Source organism: Mesorhizobium sp. SARCC-RB16n, from assembly GCF_008520305.1.
Classification (GTDB): Bacteria; Pseudomonadota; Alphaproteobacteria; order Rhizobiales; family Rhizobiaceae; genus Mesorhizobium.
In genome coordinates this window covers 221,735-242,495 of the sequence record NZ_ML703264.1, presented here as the reverse complement: position 1 = coordinate 242,495, position 20,761 = coordinate 221,735, and the positions used below count along the sequence as shown (strand labels likewise).

At 63.5% G+C, this 20,761-nt stretch carries 19 protein-coding genes; 10 read left to right on the top strand and 9 right to left on the bottom strand.

Annotated elements, in window-relative coordinates:
• Positions 1–4 precede the first annotated feature (4 nt).
• The 4 genes from C7I87_RS11905 to C7I87_RS11890 all read right to left on the bottom strand — a co-directional run bounded on the left by C7I87_RS11905 (position 5) and on the right by C7I87_RS11890 (position 3,344).
• Entirely contained in the window at positions 5–1,435 is a 1,431-nt protein-coding gene (locus C7I87_RS11905; protein ID WP_149904389.1) for a sensor histidine kinase, read from the bottom strand.
• On the bottom strand, positions 1,432–2,106 hold the full coding sequence (locus C7I87_RS11900; RefSeq protein WP_149904388.1) for a response regulator transcription factor: 675 nt from the start codon (positions 2,104–2,106) through the stop codon (positions 1,432–1,434). Before C7I87_RS11900 ends, C7I87_RS11905 begins: the two co-directional genes overlap by 4 nt.
• Before the next feature lie 46 nt (positions 2,107–2,152).
• Positions 2,153–2,539, bottom strand: coding sequence for a hypothetical protein (locus tag C7I87_RS11895; RefSeq protein WP_149904387.1), 387 nt, complete (start codon positions 2,537–2,539; stop codon positions 2,153–2,155).
• Positions 2,540–2,726: 187 nt separating this feature from the next.
• A complete protein-coding gene (locus C7I87_RS11890) occupies positions 2,727–3,344 on the bottom strand; it encodes an outer membrane protein (protein ID WP_149904386.1) in 618 nt (205 codons plus the stop codon).
• A 453-nt stretch (positions 3,345–3,797) separates the two neighbouring features.
• On the opposite strand from C7I87_RS11890, the gene C7I87_RS11885 reads away from it, so the two are divergent.
• The 3 genes from C7I87_RS11885 to C7I87_RS11875 all read left to right on the top strand — a co-directional run bounded on the left by C7I87_RS11885 (position 3,798) and on the right by C7I87_RS11875 (position 5,936).
• Positions 3,798–4,736: a hypothetical protein gene (locus tag C7I87_RS11885; protein ID WP_149904385.1), complete on the top strand. Its 939-nt coding sequence runs from the start codon at positions 3,798–3,800 to the stop codon at positions 4,734–4,736.
• Between the two features lie 5 nt (positions 4,737–4,741).
• A complete protein-coding gene (locus C7I87_RS11880; RefSeq protein WP_149904384.1) occupies positions 4,742–5,575 on the top strand; it encodes a glycosyltransferase family 32 protein in 834 nt (277 codons plus the stop codon).
• Positions 5,576–5,672: 97 nt separating this feature from the next.
• Complete coding sequence (locus C7I87_RS11875; protein ID WP_127278856.1) at positions 5,673–5,936, top strand: DUF6460 domain-containing protein; 264 nt, start codon at positions 5,673–5,675, stop codon at positions 5,934–5,936.
• 3 nt (positions 5,937–5,939) lie between these two features.
• Here the strand turns inward: C7I87_RS11875 and C7I87_RS11870 are convergent, their stop codons facing one another.
• Positions 5,940–6,842 (bottom strand): histone deacetylase family protein, encoded by a 903-nt coding sequence (locus tag C7I87_RS11870; RefSeq protein WP_149904383.1) that lies wholly within the window; start codon positions 6,840–6,842, stop codon positions 5,940–5,942.
• Positions 6,843–6,971: 129 nt separating this feature from the next.
• Here C7I87_RS11870 and C7I87_RS11865 point away from each other — a divergent pair, with 129 nt between their 5' ends.
• Positions 6,972–8,312, top strand: coding sequence for an MATE family efflux transporter (locus tag C7I87_RS11865; RefSeq protein WP_149904382.1), 1,341 nt, complete (start codon positions 6,972–6,974; stop codon positions 8,310–8,312).
• On the opposite strand, the gene C7I87_RS11860 is transcribed toward C7I87_RS11865, so the two are convergent.
• The gene (locus C7I87_RS11860) at positions 8,305–9,384 is read right to left on the bottom strand and encodes a quinone-dependent dihydroorotate dehydrogenase (RefSeq protein ID WP_149904381.1); all 1,080 of its coding nucleotides are present in this window, start codon (positions 9,382–9,384) and stop codon (positions 8,305–8,307) included. The genes C7I87_RS11865 and C7I87_RS11860 overlap by 8 nt on opposite strands.
• Entirely contained in the window at positions 9,381–9,731 is a 351-nt protein-coding gene (locus C7I87_RS11855) for a DUF952 domain-containing protein (protein ID WP_149904380.1), read from the bottom strand. The genes C7I87_RS11860 and C7I87_RS11855 overlap by 4 nt, the downstream gene beginning before the upstream one ends.
• Before the next feature lie 107 nt (positions 9,732–9,838).
• On the opposite strand from C7I87_RS11855, the gene C7I87_RS11850 reads away from it, so the two are divergent.
• A complete protein-coding gene (locus C7I87_RS11850; RefSeq protein ID WP_149904379.1) occupies positions 9,839–10,273 on the top strand; it encodes a hypothetical protein in 435 nt (144 codons plus the stop codon).
• A gap of 122 nt (positions 10,274–10,395) precedes the next feature.
• Complete coding sequence (locus tag C7I87_RS11845; protein ID WP_149904378.1) at positions 10,396–11,055, top strand: response regulator transcription factor; 660 nt, start codon at positions 10,396–10,398, stop codon at positions 11,053–11,055.
• Positions 11,056–11,120: 65 nt separating this feature from the next.
• On the opposite strand, the gene C7I87_RS11840 is transcribed toward C7I87_RS11845, so the two are convergent.
• Positions 11,121–14,630, bottom strand: coding sequence for a PAS domain-containing hybrid sensor histidine kinase/response regulator (locus C7I87_RS11840; RefSeq protein ID WP_149904377.1), 3,510 nt, complete (start codon positions 14,628–14,630; stop codon positions 11,121–11,123).
• A gap of 251 nt (positions 14,631–14,881) precedes the next feature.
• Here C7I87_RS11840 and mscL point away from each other — a divergent pair, with 251 nt between their 5' ends.
• A complete protein-coding gene (mscL, locus tag C7I87_RS11835) occupies positions 14,882–15,304 on the top strand; it encodes a large conductance mechanosensitive channel protein MscL (RefSeq protein ID WP_149904376.1) in 423 nt (140 codons plus the stop codon).
• 108 nt (positions 15,305–15,412) lie between these two features.
• The gene (locus C7I87_RS11830; RefSeq protein WP_149904588.1) at positions 15,413–16,579 is read left to right on the top strand and encodes a pyridoxal phosphate-dependent aminotransferase; all 1,167 of its coding nucleotides are present in this window, start codon (positions 15,413–15,415) and stop codon (positions 16,577–16,579) included.
• A 27-nt stretch (positions 16,580–16,606) separates the two neighbouring features.
• Here C7I87_RS11830 and hemA read toward each other — a convergent pair whose 3' ends face one another.
• Positions 16,607–17,884, bottom strand: a complete 1,278-nt coding sequence (hemA, locus tag C7I87_RS11825) for a 5-aminolevulinate synthase (RefSeq protein ID WP_149904375.1) — start codon at positions 17,882–17,884, stop codon at positions 16,607–16,609.
• Between the two features lie 280 nt (positions 17,885–18,164).
• On the opposite strand from hemA, the gene galE reads away from it, so the two are divergent.
• Together galE and C7I87_RS11815 are read left to right on the top strand one after the other, a co-directional pair.
• Positions 18,165–19,160 (top strand): UDP-glucose 4-epimerase GalE, encoded by a 996-nt coding sequence (galE, locus tag C7I87_RS11820; protein ID WP_149904374.1) that lies wholly within the window; start codon positions 18,165–18,167, stop codon positions 19,158–19,160.
• 116 nt (positions 19,161–19,276) lie between these two features.
• Positions 19,277–20,527 (top strand): D-amino acid dehydrogenase, encoded by a 1,251-nt coding sequence (locus C7I87_RS11815; protein ID WP_149904373.1) that lies wholly within the window; start codon positions 19,277–19,279, stop codon positions 20,525–20,527.
• Positions 20,528–20,761 lie beyond the last annotated feature (234 nt).

Sequence of the window (20,761 nt, the reverse complement as noted above, 5' to 3'; positions counted from 1 at the left end):
CGCGTCACGAACGAATCGGCAGTTCCATGCGGATGCGGGCGCCGCGCCATGAGCCCGACAGGATCCGGATCGTTCCCTCGTGCAGCAATGCGATCTGTCGAGCGAGGTTCAGCCCCAACCCCGCCCCGCGCGACTGCGGCTGCAGGCGATAGAACGGCTCGAAGACATTCTCGCACTCTTCCACGGGAATGCCCGGGCCTTCGTCTCGCACTTCGATGCCACCCGTCCTGTCGATCGCAATCGTGATGGTACCGCCGCCGCCGCCATGCTCGATGGCGTTGCGCACGAGGTTGGCGAGCGCTCGCTCGATCTGCAACACGTTGACCTCGACGCGTGTCTTGTCGGGCGAAGGCTCGAAGGCAAGGTCGTAGCCGGCTTCTATGGCGAGCGGCGCGAAGTCGGCCGCCACCCGGCTGACCAGATCGTCGAGATCGACGATCTCGCGCTGGTCGGATGGACGGTCGAGCAATTGATGGTCGAGCAGTTGCTGTGCGAGGTGCGACAGGCGCTCGATATCATGCAGCAGCCGCACACTTTGCGGCTCCTGCCGCAGCAACTCGGCGCGTGTGCGCAGGATGGCGATCGGCGTTCGCAATTCGTGGGCCGCGTCGGTGAGGAAACGGTTGTGCCGGTCGTATCCCTGCGCGAGGCGGGCCAAAGCCTCGTTGAAGGCATGCACCAGCGGCGCGATCTCCTGCGGCACGTGTTTGACCGGCAACTGCATCGCGCGGGTACCGATATCGATGCGGGCAGCCTGGCGGACGGTTTCGACAAGGCCGGCGAAGGAGCGGCGGACCACGGCCGGCGTCGTCACCAGCGTGGTGGCGCCCATGACCAGGACGATGGGCAGCAGCAGGACCGCGATGACGAGCGCAAGCGCCGGCAGCGCGCGCTCCCAGTTCCTGCTGCCGTCCGGATAACGGGCGACCTCCACCGTGGCCGAAATGTTGATCTCGAGCCCGTCGGTCTCCTGGCGCGACGACTGTGTCGCGGCGATGATCTGGACTGCGCCGGCTTTGGTCGAGGCGTTTTCCATATAGGCTTCCGGCCGCATGTCCTTGTCGGAGAATCCGATAGTGGCGTGGTCTGCTTCGCCGAGCAGGCCACCGAAGTCCCTGGTGTAGACATCCGGTATCGTGCCCGAACGGACGCTTTGCCCGCTATCGTCGCGAACGATGTACCAGACATTGGGGAAGCTCTGGCGAAACGCGGCGAGGTCTTCCGTTTCACGGACAATCAGCCTGCCGTCCTTGTCCCGGCCGACGGCATCCTTGACGGCCGCCACGGCAGCCTCGTTGTCGATAAGCAGGCTCGGATTGGCGATCCAAAGGGCCGCCGCGCACAGCACGATGAAGAGGAGCAGCGTCGCCGCCTGCAGCAGGATCAGCCGGCGGACCAGGATCCATTGCAGCGAGCGCGTGCGCACTTTCTTCACGAGGCTGCCCGCAGGAGATAGCCAAGATTGCGGATCGCTCGGATCTCGATGCCGGCGGCGACATCGTCGAGCTTGCGGCGCAGCCGCGAGACATGCGCGTCGGGCGCATTCGAGCCGATCTCGTCGTCCAGGGCGTAGACGGCCTCCTCGAGAGCGCCGCGCATGATGGTCCGGCCCGGCCGGCGGATGAGCGTTTCGAGCACCAGCCTTTCACGTCGCGGCAAATCGAGCGCCTGATCCTCGATCAGCGCCTCGCGATGGCGGAAATCATAGGTCAGGCGGCCGACCATCGTCTGGTTGGCGCGCGAGGTGAACGAGCGGCGGTGCAGGGCGTGCAGCCGCGCGACGAGTTCCACCGTGGCGAAAGGCTTGACCATGTAGTCGTCGGCGCCGGCATCGAGCCCGGCAACCCGGTCGTCCAACCCGCTCATCGCCGTCAGCGCGATGACAGGCACATCCAGATGCAAGGCGCGCAGGCGCGGGATCAGGCTGAGGCCGTCGCCATCCGGCAGCCGACGGTCCAGCACCACGGCGTCGTGATGGCCCAGACGAGCCACCGCCTCTGCGTCGGCCAAGGTCGCGGCGTGGTCGACGATGATGTCCAGACGCTCCAGAGCGGCCTTCAGGACGGAGGCCATTTCCGGTTCGTCCTCGATCAGCAGGACGCGCATTGGCGTTCTCCTTCACCCGCGGCCGCCGGATTTGCGGTGCGGCGGTTCATTCGCATTCCAGCTTCGGCCGGCGGAAATTGGTGATGAACCAGCGGCCGCCGGAACCACGGGCGTAAAATGTGTAGAAGCATTCCTGACGCTCGATATAGCCGCGCGTTTCGGTCTCTTCATAGACGGTTCCGTGTCTTGTGTGGCGACCTTCGCCGCTGGATGTCCCGGAAACCGCTGACGTCGAGACCTGGCGCCACTGATAGGCGCGCTCTCCCTGGCCGAGGTCGACGATCGCCGTTGGCGGCCCGTAATCCAGAACGACCGATTCGACCGGTTGTCCGACATAGTTCTTCATGATGTCGGACGCGCACCCGGCCAATGCGAGCGCGGTCGCAATGGGCAATAGCTTGGACGTCCGCTGGCCGGGGCGATGCGTGGACATTGCTGATTCCCATGGTGAAAATTCACGCAAGGGACCTAGATTGCGAAGATTACATCGACATTGCGACAAGCACGGAATGCTCTTTGCCTCGAGCAGACGTCCGCGTCCGGGCGTCAATGCATCAAACAACAAGATCGCGCGATGCCGTTGCGGCCATCGCGCGATCGAGGTCGGTCATCGGCTGCTTCTAGAACCGGTAGTTGATGCCGGCTTTCAACTCATGGCTGCCGATCGTCTCCTTGGATCTGCCAAGGGCCGATGTCGTTTCCACGCCGGGGGTGCGGACATAGTCGTACTCGACCTTGGCCGAGAGGCCGCCGGCGAAGCCCTGCTCGATGCCGGCACCGACGAGGTAACCGACCTTCCATCCGTCGCTGCTCCTCACGCCGTCGCCCTTGTCGAACCTGGTCATGGCCACGCCGCCGGTTCCGAACAGCAACGTCTGGTCGAAGCTCACGCCGGCCTTCGCCTTTGCCGCGCCGCGCCATTTTTCCTTGATCTTGCCGCCCCGGACATCGTGTTCGGCGCCACCCAGATAGGAACCTTCGATCTCGGCGCCGAGCACCGCCGGACCCATCTGCTGGTTGTAGCCGGCCTGGACGCCGCCGCTGAAGCCGTTTCGGCCGGCGAACGGGTTCGGCATCCCGGTGAACGCTGTGCCGCCATGGATGCCGACATAGGCGCCGCTCCACTGGAAGGCAGGAGGATCATTGTAGGCGGGGGATAGGTCGGCGGCCATCGCCGGCCCGAGAAAGCACAGGGCGAGGGCACTCGCCGTCAGGACGATCTTTGCTTGAGGGGACAATGCATTACTCCAACACAAACGCGTATCCGCACCCGATACGCTGGTTAATTGCTGAGGAGCCTGACCGTTGAGGCGGTCAGCTCCGATGAGTGTCTTTCAGGGATGGTCGCCCGGTTCTGGGGACCGGCTTTCGCCGGCGGTGGTAGGGGGCAGAGCGCCGCGCGGTCCGTCACCTGAAAGACGTCTGATATCTCGCAAGTGAAAATTGCACGCACATTGCGCAAAACTGGAAATCGACGATTTTGTGCTTTATTTTCAATAAATTAAAATGAATTCGTTCCTCATTTTAAGAATTGTGGACCTCGGGGAGCCGGGAAACTCGATCACTTGTTCGAGATGAACAGGCTTCCCGGTTGCCCGCCTGACGCGCGGGAGCCTACAAAACCTGACGGCAATCGGCCCTCAGAGTGGGGCCTCAGTTCGCTGGTACCAGGGCAATTCGGGGGAACTGCTTTGCGGATCATCTATTTCCATTCGGACACGCATCCGTATGACAAGGCAATCTACCCAGGCGTGGGCCCGGCCTTCGCCAGCCCGTTGTCATGGGAAATCCGACCAATCAGCCAGATGGGCCGGGGCGATTGCGAGATCGCCGTCGTCGACAATCGCCTGGAGCCCGGCGACGTCGAGGTGCTGAAAATGCAACTGGCACTCCCCGCAAGCGATAGGCCCACGCTCTTTTTCCGGGTCAGCGATTCGGACATGCCGGAGACAACCAACCCCTGTGTCAGGTTCATCTTCGATTGCGGCGACCATGCCGGCGTTCACTATGCCACGACCTATGATCCCGAGGGACCATTCCTGGCATTCGTAAAGATGCTGAAAGTCTCTCGCGTGGTCCATTTGCCCTATCCCTACGATTCCTCGCGGGAGGTCGAGATCCCCTTGGCGATCCGTCGCCGCAGGGTCTTCCTGTCGGGCAGCAATTCCAAAACCTTATACCCGGTGCGCTACGCCTTGCGTCGCCGGCGTTCGCGATTTCCTTGGCTGCGACTGCTTATCTTCGACCTGAAGCATCCGGGATATCCCGAACATGGAAAGCCGCCGCGTCATGACATCACCCATGCGCGCTATGTCGGTCTTGCGGCGCAATTCACCCACTTCTTCCTTTGCGGGACACGCTACAATGTCGAGCTGATGAAATATATTGAATGTGCCTATGCCGGCTGCGTGCCAGTCGGGTTGCCGGCAGGTTCGCTGGATGCGGCGGCCGGGCGGTATTTTCGCCCATATGGCGGCCATGGGGTCGATCTCCTGAGGGACCTCTGCCAGCCCATGCGGGGACTCGAGGAACGGGCGACCGGATACAGGGCAGCCATGCGTGAACTGCGGTCGCCTGCCAGGATCATCAGCGATTTCACTGCAGAGGTCAGGAGCATCGAGGGCCAGTGACCGGCATGGACAGGCAACGTCCGGAGGCAGCGCCGGATGGCGCCATCGAACCTGTCGTCAATGCCGTTTGGATCGGAGCAGCCCTGGACGACCTGCATGCCGCGTGCCTGCGTTCCTTCGTGCTGGCGGGCCACCGGGTGCATCTTCATTGTTACGACATCCCGCGCAATGTTCCGCCAGGTGTCGAAACCGTCGACGCCTCGAACCTGATGGCAAAGGACCGGATTGTCCACTACAGGTCGAACGGAAGTCCGTCTCTCTTTTCCAATCTCTACCGCTTGAAGATCCTGGAAGCAGGGCTCGGGCTGTACGTCGATTGCGACGTGTTTTGCCTCAAGCCCATCCCGAAACAGGACTATATCTTCGGCTACCAGTCGAGCGACCAACTTAACGGCGCCGTGCTGAAATTGCCCGCCGGCAGCCGGACACTGCTTGAGATGCTGAAATTCGCGGAAGATCCGTACTACATCGTGCCGTGGCTCAACCGCTCCAAGCTGATGCGCTACAGGTTGCGCAAATTCATCGGCCTGCCAATCCACATTTCCAATTACAGTTGGGGCCGGCTAGGCCCTGAGGCGCTCACCTATTTCGCCAGCAGGGCCGGCGACATCGGTCACGCGGTGCCCATCGACGTCTTCTATCCGCTCAGTCACCATCAGGTCGCAATGTTGCTCGATCCGGACCTTTCGCTTTCGGATATCGGCACGACGCGCACTCTGTGCATTCATCTGTTCGACCATACGCTCCGCCATTGGATGATGGACCGCGCCGTTCCACAGGGGTCGCCTCTGGCGCAGATGCTTGAGCGTTGCGGGCTTTCAGTGGCAGTCGGAAGCTAGCAACGCTCCTTGGCGCGCGCTGGCTTGATGGATGGCCGCCAAGCACGTATCTCTGGGCCGTGCCCATGAGTCCGGGCATCTCAATCGGGAGACGGCCTTGTCCGCACTGACGCGCTTTCTCGGCGACTCGCCGCTCAGGGTTGTCCTGAAGCTGCTGGTGGTATCCTTTCTCGTCGGCCTGGTCATGAACGCCTTCGGCTGGTCGCCGATGGATGTGTTTTACGGCATCCAGAAATTCTTCATCGATCTCTGGAATCTCGGCTTCCACGCCATCGACCGCTTCCTCGGCTACATCCTGCTTGGCGCCGCGATCGTGGTGCCGGCTTTCATCCTGCTCAGGATCGCCAACTACCGGAAGTGACTTTCAGGCATAGCCCGACGCCACCTCGAACAGGATGGCGTGACGCTGGGCAAGTGCGGGCACATCGGTGGAATATCCGCCGCCGATGACACCGCAGACAGGAATGCCAAGCGCCCGAAAATGGCCGATGACCATTTCGTCGCGGGCGCGCAAGCCGCTGTCGGAAAGCGCCAGCCTGCCGAGCCGATCCCCGGCATGGACGTCGACGCCGGCATTGTAGAAGACGATGTCCCAATGCGCCCTGGCCGACAGCTCCGGCAAGACGGCGGCCAGCCTTTCGATATAGGCGTCGTCGCCCGTGCCGTCGGGCAGCGCGACATCGAGGTCCGAGGCGATCTTGCGCACGGGGTAATTGCGCTCGCCATGCATGGAAAAGGTGAAGGCGCGCGGCTCATCGCTCAGAACGTCCGCCGTGCCGTCGCCCTGATGCACGTCGAGGTCGGCCACCAGGACGTTCTGTGCGGCGCCCTCTTCAAGCAGAACCAGCGAGGCGACGGCGACGTCGTTGAAGGTGCAGAAGCCGGCGCCTTGCGCGCGCCGCGCATGATGGCTGCCGCCGGCGGCGTTGCAGGCGATGCCATGGCGCAAGGCAAGCCGCGCCGCCGCCACCGTGCCGCCGGTGGCAAGCTGTGCGCGCAGCGAGACGCGCGGGCCGACCGGGAAGCCGATCTCTCGCTCGATTTTTTCCGGCACGGAGCAGGAGAGGACCTGGTCGACATAGGCGGCCGCATGGGCGAGCTTCAGCCATGATGCCGGCGCGCGTTCGGCTATGTTGAGCGCATTGGGTTCGGCCAGGCCGCGTGCTCGCAAGGCCTCCATCAGCAGGGGATATTTGCTCATCGGAAAGCGATGGTTGGTCGCGAAGCCGGCGTCGTAGTCGGGATGATGGACGATCTGCAGGGGCATGAGACTGGTCCGGCGGCTCGCGCCAGAGCGGGATTTCGGTTGGCCGTCGCGGAAGAGCGATTGCGCGGTGGCCGGAAAATGGGGCACATCGGTTCCCCGATCAAGCCGCAATCAGCAAGGCAGCAATCCTTGGACAAGGGTGCCATCCCGACCGACGCCAGGGCCTTTTCCGTCACCAACCGCTCGGTGCTTGCCATCGCCGTGCCGATGACGCTCGCCTATCTGACGACGCCGCTGCTTGGCCTCGTAGATACGGCTGTGGTCGGCCAGTTCGGGGATGCCGCCTTGCTTGGCGGCCTGGCGGCCGGCGCGCTGGCTTTCGACGTCGTCTTCACCACTTTCAATTTTCTGCGTTCGGGCACCACCGGCCTCGTCGCTCAGGCTTTCGGGCGTGGAGACGCTCTCGAGGAACAGGCGGTGTTCTGGCGCGCCGTGCTGATCGCGGTCGTTGCCGGCGTCGTGCTGGCAGCGCTTTCGCCGCTCATCGCCGTTGGCGGCCAGTGGTTCATGGACGCCGGACCACGCGTCAGCGAGGCGATGGGCGTCTATGTCAGGATCAGGCTGCTCGCCGCCCCGTTCTCGCTGATCAACTACGCAGTCCTCGGTTATGTGCTGGGGCGCGGCGAGGGCGGGCTCGGGCTTGTCCTGCAACTGGTGCTCAACGGCATCAACATCGCGCTCTGCTTCCTGCTCGGCCTTGAACTTGGCTGGGGCGTTTCCGGCGTCGCCTGGGCAACCGTCACCGGCGAATTCCTCGCCATGCTGCTTGGTCTCGCGATCGTGGTGCGCCGGTTCCGGTCCAGTCCGCCCTTGCCTCGCCACCGCTTGCTCGACATGGGCGCCTTCCTGCGGATGCTGTCGCTCAACCGCGACATCATGATCCGTTCGTTCTCACTGCTTGCCGCCTTCGCGCTGTTCGCCCGCCAGGGCGCGCAGTTCGGCACGGTGACGCTCGCCGCCAATGCGGTGCTGATGAACTTCTTTCTCGTCGCCGGCTATTTCCTCGACGGTTTCGCCACCGCCGCCGAACAACTCGCCGGCCGCGCCATCGGCGCACGTGCGTCGCAACCCTTCCGGCAGGCGGTCCGCCTGACCCTGTTCTGGGGCTTCGGCTTGGCCGGTGGCGCGACATTGGTGCTGTTGCTGGCGGGCGCCAATCTGGTCGCCGTCGTCACGACATCGCAAGAGGTCCGCGCCGTAGCTGATACCTACCTGCCCTGGGCGGCGTTCACCGCGCTGAGCGGCGTGCTGGCGTTCCAGATGGATGGCGTTTTCATCGGCGCGACATGGTCACGCGACATGCGCAACATGATGCTCTTGTCGTTCCTCGTCTTTGCCGCCGCACTGATCACGCTGGCGCCCGCCTTCGGCAATCACGGCCTGTGGGCCGCTTTGCACGTTTTCCTGCTGGTGCGGGGATTGAGCCTACTGACGATCTTGCGGCTGCGGATGCAAACCGCGTTCAACTGAGCGGCTTCGACGCCCATCGGTCAAGGTGACTGTCGCGCAATTCGCGCATCGACCTGAGGTTCTCTGTTTCAGCAAAGCGTGCCATCCCGGCGACGATCCGGCCTGGCAGCGCCGGTCCGGCATAGATCATGCCGGTGTAGAGCTGGACGAGATCGGCGCCGGCGCGGATCTTTTCCAGTGCGGTTTCGGCTGAGTTGACGCCACCGACACCGATGATGGCCATGTCCGGCCCGAGCAGCTTGCGCATTCTGGCCAGCACGATGGTCGAACGCTCGAACAGCGGCTTTCCCGAAAGCCCGCCGGTCTCCCGCGCGGCATTGCCGCTGCGCAGCGCCGGCCGTGAAATCGTGGTGTTGGAAACGATGACGCCGTCGATCCGCTTTTCCATGACTTCGGCGGCGATATCCTCCAGCTCGGCCTCGACCAGGTCCGGCGCGATCTTGAGGAAAACCGGTGGCTGCGCCAATGCCGCGGCGCGCGCGGCCATGACGCGCGACAGGAGTTCACCAAGCTGTTCGCGTGCCTGCATGGTGCGCAGGCCCGGCGTATTGGGCGAGGAAATGTTGACGGTGAGATAGCTGGCATGGGGCGCGAAGCGGGCGACGCCTCGCTCATAGTCGCTGACGCGGTCCGTGCTGTCCTTGTTCGCGCCGATGTTGACACCGACGATGCCGCCGCGCCCCTTGCGCGCCGCAAGGCGTTTTTCGGCCGCCGCATGGCCTTCATTGTTGAAGCCCAGCCGGTTGATGACGGCTTCATCCAATGTCAGCCGGAATATGCGCGGCTTCGGGTTGCCGGATTGCGGCAGCGGCGTGATGGTGCCGACCTCGGCGAAGCCGAAGCCCAACCCGAGCAGCCCGTCCGGCACCTCGGCGTTCTTGTCATAGCCTGCCGCCATGCCGAGCGGATTAGGGAAATCGAGACCGCAAAGGTCGACTTTCAGCCGTGCATCGGGCGTCATGCGCGCGCCGACCGGCAGGCCGCAGCGCAGTGCCGCGATGGACAGGCCGTGCGCGGTTTCCGGATCGAAGGTGAACAGCAGTTTCTGGCCGATCCGGTCGAGCACGCTCATTGCCCCTCCAGGGCGGGGAACTGGTGGGTACCGTCGGCCCCAAGCGGCAGCGGCTTGACCCAGAGCACCGCCTTCAGGTCGAGCACGCCATGGAGGTGCGGAAACAGCGCGCCGCCGCGCGAGACCTCGAATTTCAGCGCATCACCCAGGCTGGCACCATCGATGGCGACCAGCAGAAGGTCGGTCTGTCCGGAGAAATGCTTTGCCGCGGTCTCCTCGGCCTGCTCTGCCGTCGAAAAATGAATGAAGCCGTCGACGATGTCGATCGGCGCTCCGGTGAAGCGGCCATTGGCTTCGGCCTCGCGCCAAGGCGCTTGCGGGGTTATCTTGTAGATAATCTGTGACATGGTTGCGCTATAATCCGAACCAGTCGCGCGGGGAAGGCCACGCCAACGGTCTTCCCTATTTCCGGCGCAAACATGCGATATTTCAGGCTTTGGCCATGGAGGACAACATGCGTCTGCAGCACATCTTGATCCCCGCCGCGCTCGTTTCTCTGGTCGCGGCCTCTGCTTACTCTGAAGAAACCGACCGCTACCGGCTGGAAAAGTCGGCCACCGGCTATATCCGCATGGATACGCAAACCGGCGCGATGTCGATCTGCGAGGAGCGTTCGGGCCAGCTCGTCTGCAAGATGGCGGCCGATGAACGCGCCGCCTACCAGGACGAAGTCGATCGCTTGCAGACCTCGATGAAGGCAATGGACGAGCGCGTCACGAGGCTTGAGAATTCGCTCTCCGCCCGCCTCGAATCGAAACTGCCGAGCGAAGAGGATTTCAACAAGACGATGAGCTACATGGAGCGCTTCCTGAAAGGGTTCATGGGCATCGTCAAGGATATGGACAAGGACAGCGACGGCGGCGCCCAGCTCAACTCGCAGAAGACCTGAGCGCTATAGACGAGGGAAAACGCGCCGCGCTGGCTTTGCCGCTTGAAAACAGCGCGCGGCCCCTCATAATCGTCCGACTGATCCCGCAAAAAGCAGTAAATCGGGGATTCGGGGAGGGACATTTGCCGTCAGGCTATTCTTTCGTCATCGCCGACGATCACCCGCTGTTTCGAGGAGCCCTGCGTGAGGCGCTTGCCGGCATCGGCAATGTCAGCGCCATTCACGAGGCCGGCGATTTCGAAAGCGCCAAGGCGCTGGTCGTGGCCAATGAAGATGTCGATCTGGTGCTGCTCGACCTGTCGATGCCTGGCGCTAGCGGCCTCTCCGGCCTGATCTCGCTGCGCGGCATCCATCCGGCGGTGCCGCTGGTCGTGGTGTCGGCGCATGACGATCCAGCGACCATCCGGCGCGCTCTCGATCTCGGCGCCTCCGGTTTCATCTCCAAGTCGGCCAGCATGGAAGAAATCCGCGGCGCCGTGCAGTCGGTGCTTGCCGGTGATATCGCGGCACCTGTCGGCGTCGACCTCGGCGTCGAACGCGATCCCGAAATATCGGACCTGATCAAGCGGCTGCAGGCGTTGACCCCGCAGCAGACACGCGTGCTCGGCATGCTGGCCGAAGGCCTGCTCAACAAGCAGATCGCTTATGAGCTCGGCGTCTCCGAAGCCACCATCAAGGCACATGTCTCGGCGATATTGCAGAAGCTCGGCGTCGACAGCCGCACCCAGGCGGTGATTTTGCTGTCCAAGATCGGCAGCGACCCGTTGCACCCCGCGGGCTGAAGGCCGGCGCCTGGTGCTCGCGACCATTCTCGCTGAGACAGGCGATGGGCCTGGGCGCTTCGACGTCACTCCGCCGCCCGCACCATCGGCCTGAACCTGGCCATCATCGAACGCAGGACCGCCGGTTTCAACGGTTTGTTGATCATCGGGATGTCGAGGCCTGCCGCGGCGGCTCGCACCTCGTTGGAGCGGTCGGCCGTCACCAGCACGGCCGGCAGGTCGTTGCCGTGCGTCGCGCGCAGCCTGATGATGATGTCGAGACCGGTTTCGCGGTCGAGATGGTAGTCGGCAAGCACGATGTCCGTACGGTCGATCGCGGCCTTGTCCAGATCCCCCGAACCGGTGACCGTGGCGACATTGCAGCCCCAGCCTTCGAGCAGCAGCCGCATGCCCTCGAGGATACGGACGTCGTTGTCGATGCACAGCACATGCAGCCCGGACAGCGAAGCCGCCGCGCGGGCCGGCGCCCTGGTCTCGACCTCGCGTCGCGGCTCCTGTGCGGCTGCCACCGGCAGGATGACTGAAAACCGCGTGCCCTTGCCCGGGTTGGAGAAGATGCGGATTTCGAGCCTGAGCACCCGGGCGATGCGGTCGACGATGGAGAGGCCGAGGCCAAGACCTTCGGCTTCGCGCGCACCTTCATCCAGCCGGGTGAACTCATGAAAGACGGTGTTCAGCTTGTCGCCGGCAATGCCGATGCCGGTGTCGATGACCTGGATCTCGGCCAGGTCGCCGCGCCGCCGCACACCGACAAGGATGTGGCCCTGGCGGGTGTATTTGATGGCGTTGGAAACGAGATTCTGGATCAGGCGGCGCAACAGGTTGCGGTCCGTCGTCACCGTAAGCGACGACGGCATGATCGTCAGGCCAAGCTTTTTCTCCGCGGCCAGTGGCCGAAAATCATTGCCGATCTGGCGCAGCAGGCCATCAAGGCGGAAGGCGGTATCATCAGGCTTCATCGCGCCGGCATCGAGGCGCGAAATGTCGAGCACGGCGCCCAGAATAGTCTCGACCGATTCCAGCGAGGATTCGATGTTGATGGCCGCCTTGCCGGTCGGCCCCTTGCCGGCCTTCTCGATCAGCGAGGAGCAATAGAGCCGGGCGGCATTTAAAGGTTGCAGGATGTCGTGACCGGCGGCGGCGAGGAAGCGTGTCTTGCCGAGATTGGCCTCCTCGGCGAGCATCTGCGCCTGCGCCAGTTCCTCGTTGACCCGGGTCAATTCCTCGTTGACCCCAGTCAGTTCGATGGTGCGGGTCTTGACGCGCTGCTCCAGCGATTCATTGGCGCGCTTCAGCGCCAGGTCCTGCTCGACGCGTCCGGATATGTCGGCATAGGTGGCGACGATGCCGCCGTCCGGCATCGGGTTGGAGCGCAGTTCCAGGATGCGGCCGCTGGTCTTCAGCTCCATCTGCCATGGGCTGACGAAGCTGGTCAGCCGGTTGAGCATCGTCACGCGCTGGTCGCCTGGAATGTCGCCGCGCTCGGCGAGATGGCGAAGGATCTGGTCGAGCGAAACGCCGACCTGGCCCATTTCGTCGGGCAGGTCGAACAGCGCCCGATACTGGCGGTTCCAGCAGATCAGCCGGAAATCGCGGTCGAAGACGGTGATGCCTTGTTCCATCTGGTCGAGCGCGATCTGCAGCAGGTCGCGGTTGTGCTGCAGCGCTTCCGTGGCGTCGTCGAGCAGGCGGAAGGCGTCGCGGGATTCGCGGTCGTGGCGGCGGAACAGCAGCGACAGGATCAGACGCGCCGAGGAGGAGCCGACGGCGCTGGCCAATAGCTGCTCGGAAAAGCGGATGACGTCCATGCTGGCCTGCTCGTGGCCGTGCAGCGAGGTGCCGTTGCTCTTCTCGAAGGATTGAAAGGACCGCTCGGTGCGTTCGACACCGAGATAGCGTGCGATCGTATCCTTGAGGTCGTTGACGGTGATGGCGGTGCGGAAGCGGCGCAGGCTCGGCATCGGGCCGGCCTCGCGCGGCACGAAGATCGATGCCTGGATGCGCTCCAGCGGCACCGACGCGCGCGATAGCGACCCGAAGACGAAGAACAGCGCGTTGACCGACAGGCTCCACAGCACGCCGTGGTTCAGCGGTTCGGCCACGGTGCCGAACAGCGCCTGCGGCCGCAGCGCCTCGAAGCCGAACAGTCCATGCACGATGATGCCCGTATCGGGCGCGACGAGCGACGGCACCAGCAGCGTGTAACCCCAGACCAGGATGCCGGCGACCATGCCGAGTGCCGCGCCGCGGCCGTTGGCGCCGCGCCAGATCAATCCGCCGATCAGGGCCGGCGCGAATTGCGCGATCGCCGCGAAGGACATCAGGCCGATCGAGGACAGCCGGGCGCTGTTGGTGCTCTCGCGATAGTAGAGAAAGGCGATGAATAGAAGGATGAAGATCGATGCCCGCCGCACATTGAGGATGAGCGTCGACCAATCCTCGTTCTCGGAGGTGGTCGTCCGCAACAGCCGGCGCACGAACAGCGGGATGATCAGGTCGTTCGAGATCATGATCGACAGCGCCACGCTCTCGACGATGACCATGGCAGTTGCCGCCGACAGGCCGCCGATGAAGGCGGCCATGGCCAGGAAATCGTGGCCGCTGAACAACGGCAGCGACAGCACATAAAGGTCGCTGCTCGTCCTTGTGCCGACGAGCGTCAGGCCGGCAAAGGCGATCGGCAGCACGAACAGGTTGATCGCCACGAGGTAGAGCGGGAACACCCATGTCGCGGTGCGCAGTTCGGCCTCGCTGCGGTTCTCGACGATGGTGACATAGAACTGCCGCGGCAGGAGGATGATGGCGAAGCCGCTCAGGCACGTCAGCACCAGCCAGGTGGCGAGCGATGTCGAATAGCCCATTGCCTGCCGTACCTGGCCAGTCTCCGCCAGCCGGTCGAACGTGTCGCCGGGACCGCCGAAGATCAGGAAGGTGACCATGAGGCCGATCGCCAGGAACGCGGCGAGCTTGACCACGGTCTCGACCGCAACCGCCAGCACCAGCCCGTCCTGGTGTTCGGTGGCGTCGGCATGGCGTGTGCCGAACAGAACCGCGAACAACGCAAGCAGCATGGCGACGACCAGCGAGATGTCGCTGACGAAGGGATCGAAGGAGGGCGGCGAGCCCGTATAGTGCTCGACCATCAGGCTGACCGAGCCGGATATCGCCTTCAATTGCAGCGCGATATAGGGCACGGCGCCGATCGTGGCGATCAGCGTGGCGATCGCGGCCACGGTGAAGCTCTTGCCGTACCGCGCGCCGAGGAAGTCGGCAACCGAGGTGATCTTCTCGGTCTTGGCCAGCCGCACGATGCGGTTGAGCAGCGGAAAGCCGAACACGAACACCAGCACCGGGCCGGTGTAGATGCCGAGGAATTCGAGACCGCGCTCGGAGGAGAGACCGACCGAGCCGAAGAAGGTCCAGGACGTGCAGTAAATGGCAAGGCTGAGCGCATAGATGAAGGGCCGCGCCCGACCGGGGCCTGACAAAGCCGAGCGGCGGTCGCCCAGGCTGGCGATGGCAAACAGCAGCGTCACGTAGGCGATCGCGATGATGACGATGAACAAGCCCTGCACGCCGGCAAGATCCTCCCTGTGCCGATTTTTAACCTGTCCGCTCAGACGCAATCACAGCTTGGCGTTCGAGTCCATCACCGCTTTGGGCGCATGAAGCGTCTGATTTCAAAGAGGTAACGCAGGGTAAGGAGAAACCGGCTGTTTTCTCCTTTTTGCCCATGTTGCAACTTCCGGTTTTTGTTATGTTGGATTTGGGCCGGTGCCGGAGAGGTGGGAGCGGCAGAACGGCCGGTTACGATAAGGAGGGTCGAATGCTGAAAGAATTCCAGGAATTCATTTCCAAGGGCAACGTGATGGACTTGGCCGTCGGCGTCATCATCGGCGCTGCGTTCGGCAAGATCGTCGATTCCCTGGTCAACGACATCATCATGCCGATCGTAGGCGCGATCTTCGGCGGGTTGGACTTCAACAACTACTTCTTTGGGCTTTCCTCGGCCGTCAACGCCACCACATTGGCCGACGCCAAAAAGCAAGGCGCAGTTTTCGCCTATGGCAGCTTCATCACCGTGGTGCTGAATTTCATCATCCTCGCCTTCATCATCTTCCTGATGGTCAAGGCCGTAAATAACATGCGCAGGCGCCTGGAAACAGAAAAGCCCGCGCCAGCGGCAGCCCCTCCGCCTGCTGACGTACAGCTTTTGACCGAAATCCGCGATCTGCTGGCCAGGCGATAGACGGATAGGGTTCCTCTGGACCAAAACCCCGGTCGTTCGCGGCCGGGGTTTTCTGTTTTCGTATCTGGTAAGCAGCGCTTACGAATGCCCGAGACAACGGACCCGCCGATGACCCTGATCCAGACCCTGCGCCCCGAGGCCCTGGCCGCGCCTGAAAGCGGTATCGTCGCCGTCGTCAACTACGGCAGATTGCGCGAAGGCCTGATCCCGCTCTGGGCCGGCGAGGGCGACCTGCCGACGCCGTCCTTCATCACCGATGCCGCGTCGAAGGCGCTGGCCGGTGGCGAGACGTTCTACACCTGGCAGAGGGGCATCCCCGATCTCAGGCAGGCGCTTGCCCGCTACTACGCCAGGCATTTCGCCAAAACCTTCCCCGAGGAGCAATTCATCGTCACCGGCTCAGGCATGCATGCCATCCAGCTGGCGCTCGATGCGCTTGCGGGAGCCGGCGACGAAGTGATCTACCTTTCGCCTGCCTGGCCGAATTTCGACGCCGCCGCCGCGATCGCGGGCGCCGTGCCGGTGCCGGTCACGCTCGACCATTCCGGAAATGGCTGGTCATGCGACGTCGAGAAGGTCGCGGCGGCGGTCACGCCGCGCACGAAGGCGTTGTTCATCAACACGCCGTCCAATCCGACCGGCTGGACCGCCGACCATGAGACCTTGCGGGCGATCCTCGATCTCGCGCGTGCGAAAAACCTTTGGATCATCGCCGACGAGATTTATTCGCTGTTTCACTATGGTCATGGCCGCGCGCCGTCCTTCCTCGATATCGCGGAGGCGGAAGACCGCATCCTGTTCGTCAACAGTTTCTCCAAGAACTGGGCGATGACCGGCTGGCGCGTCGGCTGGATCAAGACGCATCCGAGCCTGCAGCAGGTGTTCGAGAACCTGATCCAGTATTCGAACTCGGGCGTCGCCCAGTTCATGCAGCGCGGCGCGGTCGCGGCGCTCGACGAGGGCGATGCCTTCGTCGCCGAACAGGTGGAGCGGGCTCGGAAAGCGCGCGACCTGGTCTGCGGCATTCTCGGCGCCACCGGCAAGGCACGCTTCACCGTGCCGCAGGGCGCGTTCTATCTGTTCTTCACGGTCGACGGCACCACCGATTCACGCAGCGCTGCCTTCGACATTGTCGACAAGGCCAATGTCGGCCTGGCGCCCGGCACCGCATTCGGCCCCGGTGGCGAGGCGTTCCTGCGGCTGTGCTTCCACCGCCGCCTCGACCAGCTCGAGGAAGCGGCAAACCGGCTGGCAAGGTGGATGAAGACTGTTTGAGCAGGCGGCGGCTTCCGCCGCCTGCCTTCAGCCGCCTGACTTTGGCACCAGAAGGGGAATAATGCGGTCGCTTTTCGCGACGGCCGGCCGGCCGGCCGAGCCATAGGGAATGCCGAGCGCGTCCCAGGTTTCGACCAGCGCATCCTGCAGTTCGGCGATCAGCGCATCGGAATGGAACGGCGTCGGCGTGATGCGCAGCCGCTCGGTGCCGCGCGGTACGGTCGGGTAGTTGATCGGCTGGATATAGATGCCGTGCACGCCAAGCAGGCGGTCGCTGGCCATCTTGCAGAGTTCGGGATCGCCAACCAGCACCGGTACGATATGGGTGGCGGATTCCATCACCGGCAGGCCGGCCGCCGACAGGATCTGCTTGGTCCGGCTCGCCTGCTGCTGCTGGGCATCGCGCTCTGCCTGCGAGCGCTTCAGATGCCGGATCGATGTTGTGGCCGCGGCGGCGATCGCCGGCGGCAGCGCGGTGGTGAAGATGAAGCCCGGCGCATAGGAGCGCACCGCGTCGATCACCGCACTGGTGCCGGTGATGTAGCCGCCAAGCGTGCCGAAGGCCTTGGCGAGCGTGCCTTCGATGATGTCGATACGGTCGGCCAGGCCTTCGCGCTCGGTGATGCCGCCGCCGCGCGGCCCGTACATGCCCACCGCATGGACCTCGTCGATATAGGTCATGGCGTTGTAGCGCTCGGCAAGCTCGACGATCTCCTTCACCGGCGCGATGTCGCCATCCATCGAATAGACGCTCTCGAATACGATCAGCTTGGCGCGTTCGCGCCCGGCCGCCTGCAAAAGGCTTTCCAGATGCGCGACGTCATTGTGGCGGAAGATTTTCTTCTCGGCGCCCGAGCGCCGCACGCCTTCGATCATCGAGGCATGGTTCAGTTCGTCCGAGATGATCAGGCAATTGGGCAAAAGCCGGGCGATGGTCGAAATCGAGGCTTCGTTGGAGACGAAACCGGAGGTGAAGACCAGGGCGGCTTCCTTGCCGTGCAGGTCGGCAAGCTCCTGCTCGAGCTCGACCAGCGGGTTGGACGTGCCGGAGATGTTGCGGGTGCCGCCGGCGCCCGAGCCCATCTTGCCGGCCGCGTTCTGGAACGCGGCGATGACATCAGGGTGCTGGCCCATGCCGAGATAGTCGTTGGAGCACCAGACGGTGATTTCCTCGGCGCGGCCATTGGAACGCCAGATGGCGCGCGGAAACTTGCCTGCGATGCGCTCGAGGTCGGCGAAGACGCGGTAGCGACGCTCGGCATGGAGCTGGTCGATCGCTTCTTCGAAGAACCGCTGGTAATTCATGTCGACTTCCCAATTTTGCGCGGGATCATAATCATTGCCCTATTGGTCGTCCACCGGGCCATTTTGGTCAAAATGCCACGCCCCGCACCTGTTCCTAACGTTGGCGGATCGTGGCCTATTCCCACTTCACGGCACGCTCAATGGATCACTTTTGTTTCAGCACGATGCCACATCAAGTGAACGCCGGTTACCAAGAGTTCTAATGGCCATCCGCCAGGCTTTCCAGTAAGGCGGTCGTTGAGACAGTTTCCGATAAATCTTGGGTAAGCGAGGACTTGGGATGACGGTTTTGGTGACAGGCGGCGCTGGCTATATCGGTAGCCACATGGTCTGGGAATTGCTGGATGCGGGCGAAAGCGTGGTCGTTCTCGACCGCCTTTCGACCGGTTTCGAATGGGCGGTGGCGCCTGAAGCAAAACTGGTCGTAGGCGATGTCGCCGACAAGGAATTGGTGGGCTCGGTCATCAGGGAGAACAAGGTCGACGCGATTATCCATTTCGCCGGCTCGATCGTGGTCCCGGAATCGGTCGCCGACCCGCTCGCCTATTACGAGAACAACACCTCGAAGACACGCACGCTGATCGAAACCGCGGTGCGCGAAGGCGTGCCGAATTTCATCTTCTCCTCGACAGCCGCCGTCTATGGCGGCGCCGGGCTGGAACCGGTGCGCGAGGACGCCCGCCTGGCGCCGGAATCGCCCTATGGCCTGTCCAAGCTGATGAGCGAATGGATGCTGCGCGATGCGGCAATGGCCCATGACCTACACTACACGGCGCTGCGGTATTTCAATGTCGCCGGCGCCGACCCGAAGGGCCGCACCGGCCAGTCGACGCCGGGCGCCACCCATCTGATCAAGGTCGCTTGCGAGACCGCGCTCGGCAAGCGCCCCTTCATGCAGGTGTTCGGGACCGACTATCCGACGCCTGACGGCACCTGCATGCGCGACTATATCCATGTTAGCGATCTGGCCGCCGCGCATCGCCTTGCCCTGCAGCGGCTGCGCGCCGGCGGCGCCAGCCTCGTTGCCAATTGCGGTTACAGCCATGGTTATTCGGTGCTCGAAGTGATCGACAGCGTACGCCGCGCCTTCGGCCATGATTTCGAGGTCAGGATGGGGGACCGGCGTCCCGGCGACGCCGCGGCGGTGGTTGCGAATTCCGATCTCGCCCGGTCGGAACTCGGCTGGACCCCGCAGCGCGACGATCTCGACCAGATCGTCAACGACGCGCTCGCCTGGGAGCGCATCCTGACCAGCAAGAACTCCGCGCGGGGCTGACGCGCTTTCCCAGGGGCTCACAGGCCCCAGGGCTCGCAAGGCGCGCGGCGACGCGCTATGGAAGCATTCGCGACACAGCGTGGAGGCGCGGTGCCGCGAGAGCTTTGGGGAATGGCATGAAAATAACGGTGCTTGGAGCTGGCGTCGTCGGGACGGCGGCCGCCTATTACCTGGCCGCCGACGGTCACGAGGTCACGGTGATCGAGCGCCATCCGGCGCCGGCGCGGGGCACTAGCCAGTCGAATGCCGGGCTCGTGTCTCCTGGCGATGCCACCGCCTGGGCCTCGCCGGCGGCACTTAAGACGTTCCTGCGCGGGCTCTACAATCATGATCTCGGCATCAAGGTGCGGCTGCGCTTCGATCCCTATTTCCTTGCCTGGAGCCTGCGCTTCGTGCGCCAGTGCACGGTGGCCCGCCTGCGTGCCAACAGCCAGGTCAAGCTGCGGCTGGCTCTCTATTCGCGCGACTGCATCAACGCCATATCCGCCGACACCGGCATCCATTACGACGAGCGCAAGAAGGGCATTCTCTACTTCTTCCGCTCGCAGCACAGTCTCGACGCCGGCACCGACAATTACCGCTATCTGGCCGAGCATGGCCTGCCGATCGAGATCGTCGGCCGCGACCGGCTGGTCGAACTTGAACCAGGTCTCGCCGGCGCGAAGGAAAAGATCGCCGGCGGTGTCTACTCGCCGATCGACCAGACCGGCGATTCCCGGCAGTTCGCCGAAAATTTGGCCGCCTATGCCGCCGAAAGGCTTGGCGTGAGGTTTCTTTACGGCACCACGGTCGAGGGCCTCGACATAGAGGGTGACCGGATCCGCGCGGTGATGACCTCGGCCGGACCGGTCACCGGTGACGCCGTCGTCATATCGATGGGTCCCGAAAGCGGGCTGCTCGGCCGGCGCTACGGCATCGACCTGCCGGTCTATCCGGTGAAGGGCTATACGGCGACGATTCCGCTGGAGGATGAGAGCAAGGGGCCGACCATGGGCGGCGCCGACGAGGATCAGCTGATGGCTTATTCGCGCCTTGGCAATCGACTGCGGTTGGCTTCGACTGCGGAATTCACCGGCTTCGACCGCACCCACAAACCCAGCGACTTTGCAACCATGTTCAGAACCGGCAAGGACCTGTTCCCCGGTGCCTTCGACGAGAAGAAGGCCGAGCTGTGGGCGGGGTTGCGGCCAATGATGCCCAACTCGGTGCCGGTCATCGGCCAGGCGAAATACCGCAACCTTTACCTCGATACCGGCCACGGTCATGTCGGCTGGACCATGGCTTGCGGCTCGGGAAAATTCCTCGCCGACCTCGTCGCCGGCCGTAAACCGGAGATCGATCCCCAGGGATTGATCTACAGGAGCTGAGCGAGAACTAATCGTCGTGGCGACATCGAGTCCATTCGTCTCGCACCCATTCTGCGAGCCAGCCGGGCTCAAGTACGCCAATCTCTGCCAGATTTTCTTGGCGCTCGGTCAAATGGTTAAGACCGACGACTTCAAAATCTCCACAGTTTGCGGGATGATCATGCTCGCCACACGTCAATTGCCACTCGCCATCGGAATGACGAACGACCAATGCGACACGCCTCTCTGCGCGAA

Coding starts and splice junctions, on each gene's coding strand:
- C7I87_RS11900 (WP_149904388.1), bottom strand. CDS start 2,106: ATGCGCGTCCTGCTGATCGAGGACGAACCGGAAATGGCCTCCGTCCTG.
- C7I87_RS11895 (WP_149904387.1), bottom strand. CDS start 2,539: ATGTCCACGCATCGCCCCGGCCAGCGGACGTCCAAGCTATTGCCCATT.
- C7I87_RS11880 (WP_149904384.1), top strand. CDS start 4,742: ATGGACAGGCAACGTCCGGAGGCAGCGCCGGATGGCGCCATCGAACCT.
- C7I87_RS11870 (WP_149904383.1), bottom strand. CDS start 6,842: ATGCCCCTGCAGATCGTCCATCATCCCGACTACGACGCCGGCTTCGCG.
- C7I87_RS11860 (WP_149904381.1), bottom strand. CDS start 9,384: ATGAGCGTGCTCGACCGGATCGGCCAGAAACTGCTGTTCACCTTCGAT.
- C7I87_RS11855 (WP_149904380.1), bottom strand. CDS start 9,731: ATGTCACAGATTATCTACAAGATAACCCCGCAAGCGCCTTGGCGCGAG.
- C7I87_RS11850 (WP_149904379.1), top strand. CDS start 9,839: ATGCGTCTGCAGCACATCTTGATCCCCGCCGCGCTCGTTTCTCTGGTC.
- mscL (WP_149904376.1), top strand. CDS start 14,882: ATGCTGAAAGAATTCCAGGAATTCATTTCCAAGGGCAACGTGATGGAC.
- C7I87_RS11830 (WP_149904588.1), top strand. CDS start 15,413: ATGACCCTGATCCAGACCCTGCGCCCCGAGGCCCTGGCCGCGCCTGAA.
- hemA (WP_149904375.1), bottom strand. CDS start 17,884: ATGAATTACCAGCGGTTCTTCGAAGAAGCGATCGACCAGCTCCATGCC.
- galE (WP_149904374.1), top strand. CDS start 18,165: ATGACGGTTTTGGTGACAGGCGGCGCTGGCTATATCGGTAGCCACATG.
- C7I87_RS11815 (WP_149904373.1), top strand. CDS start 19,277: ATGAAAATAACGGTGCTTGGAGCTGGCGTCGTCGGGACGGCGGCCGCC.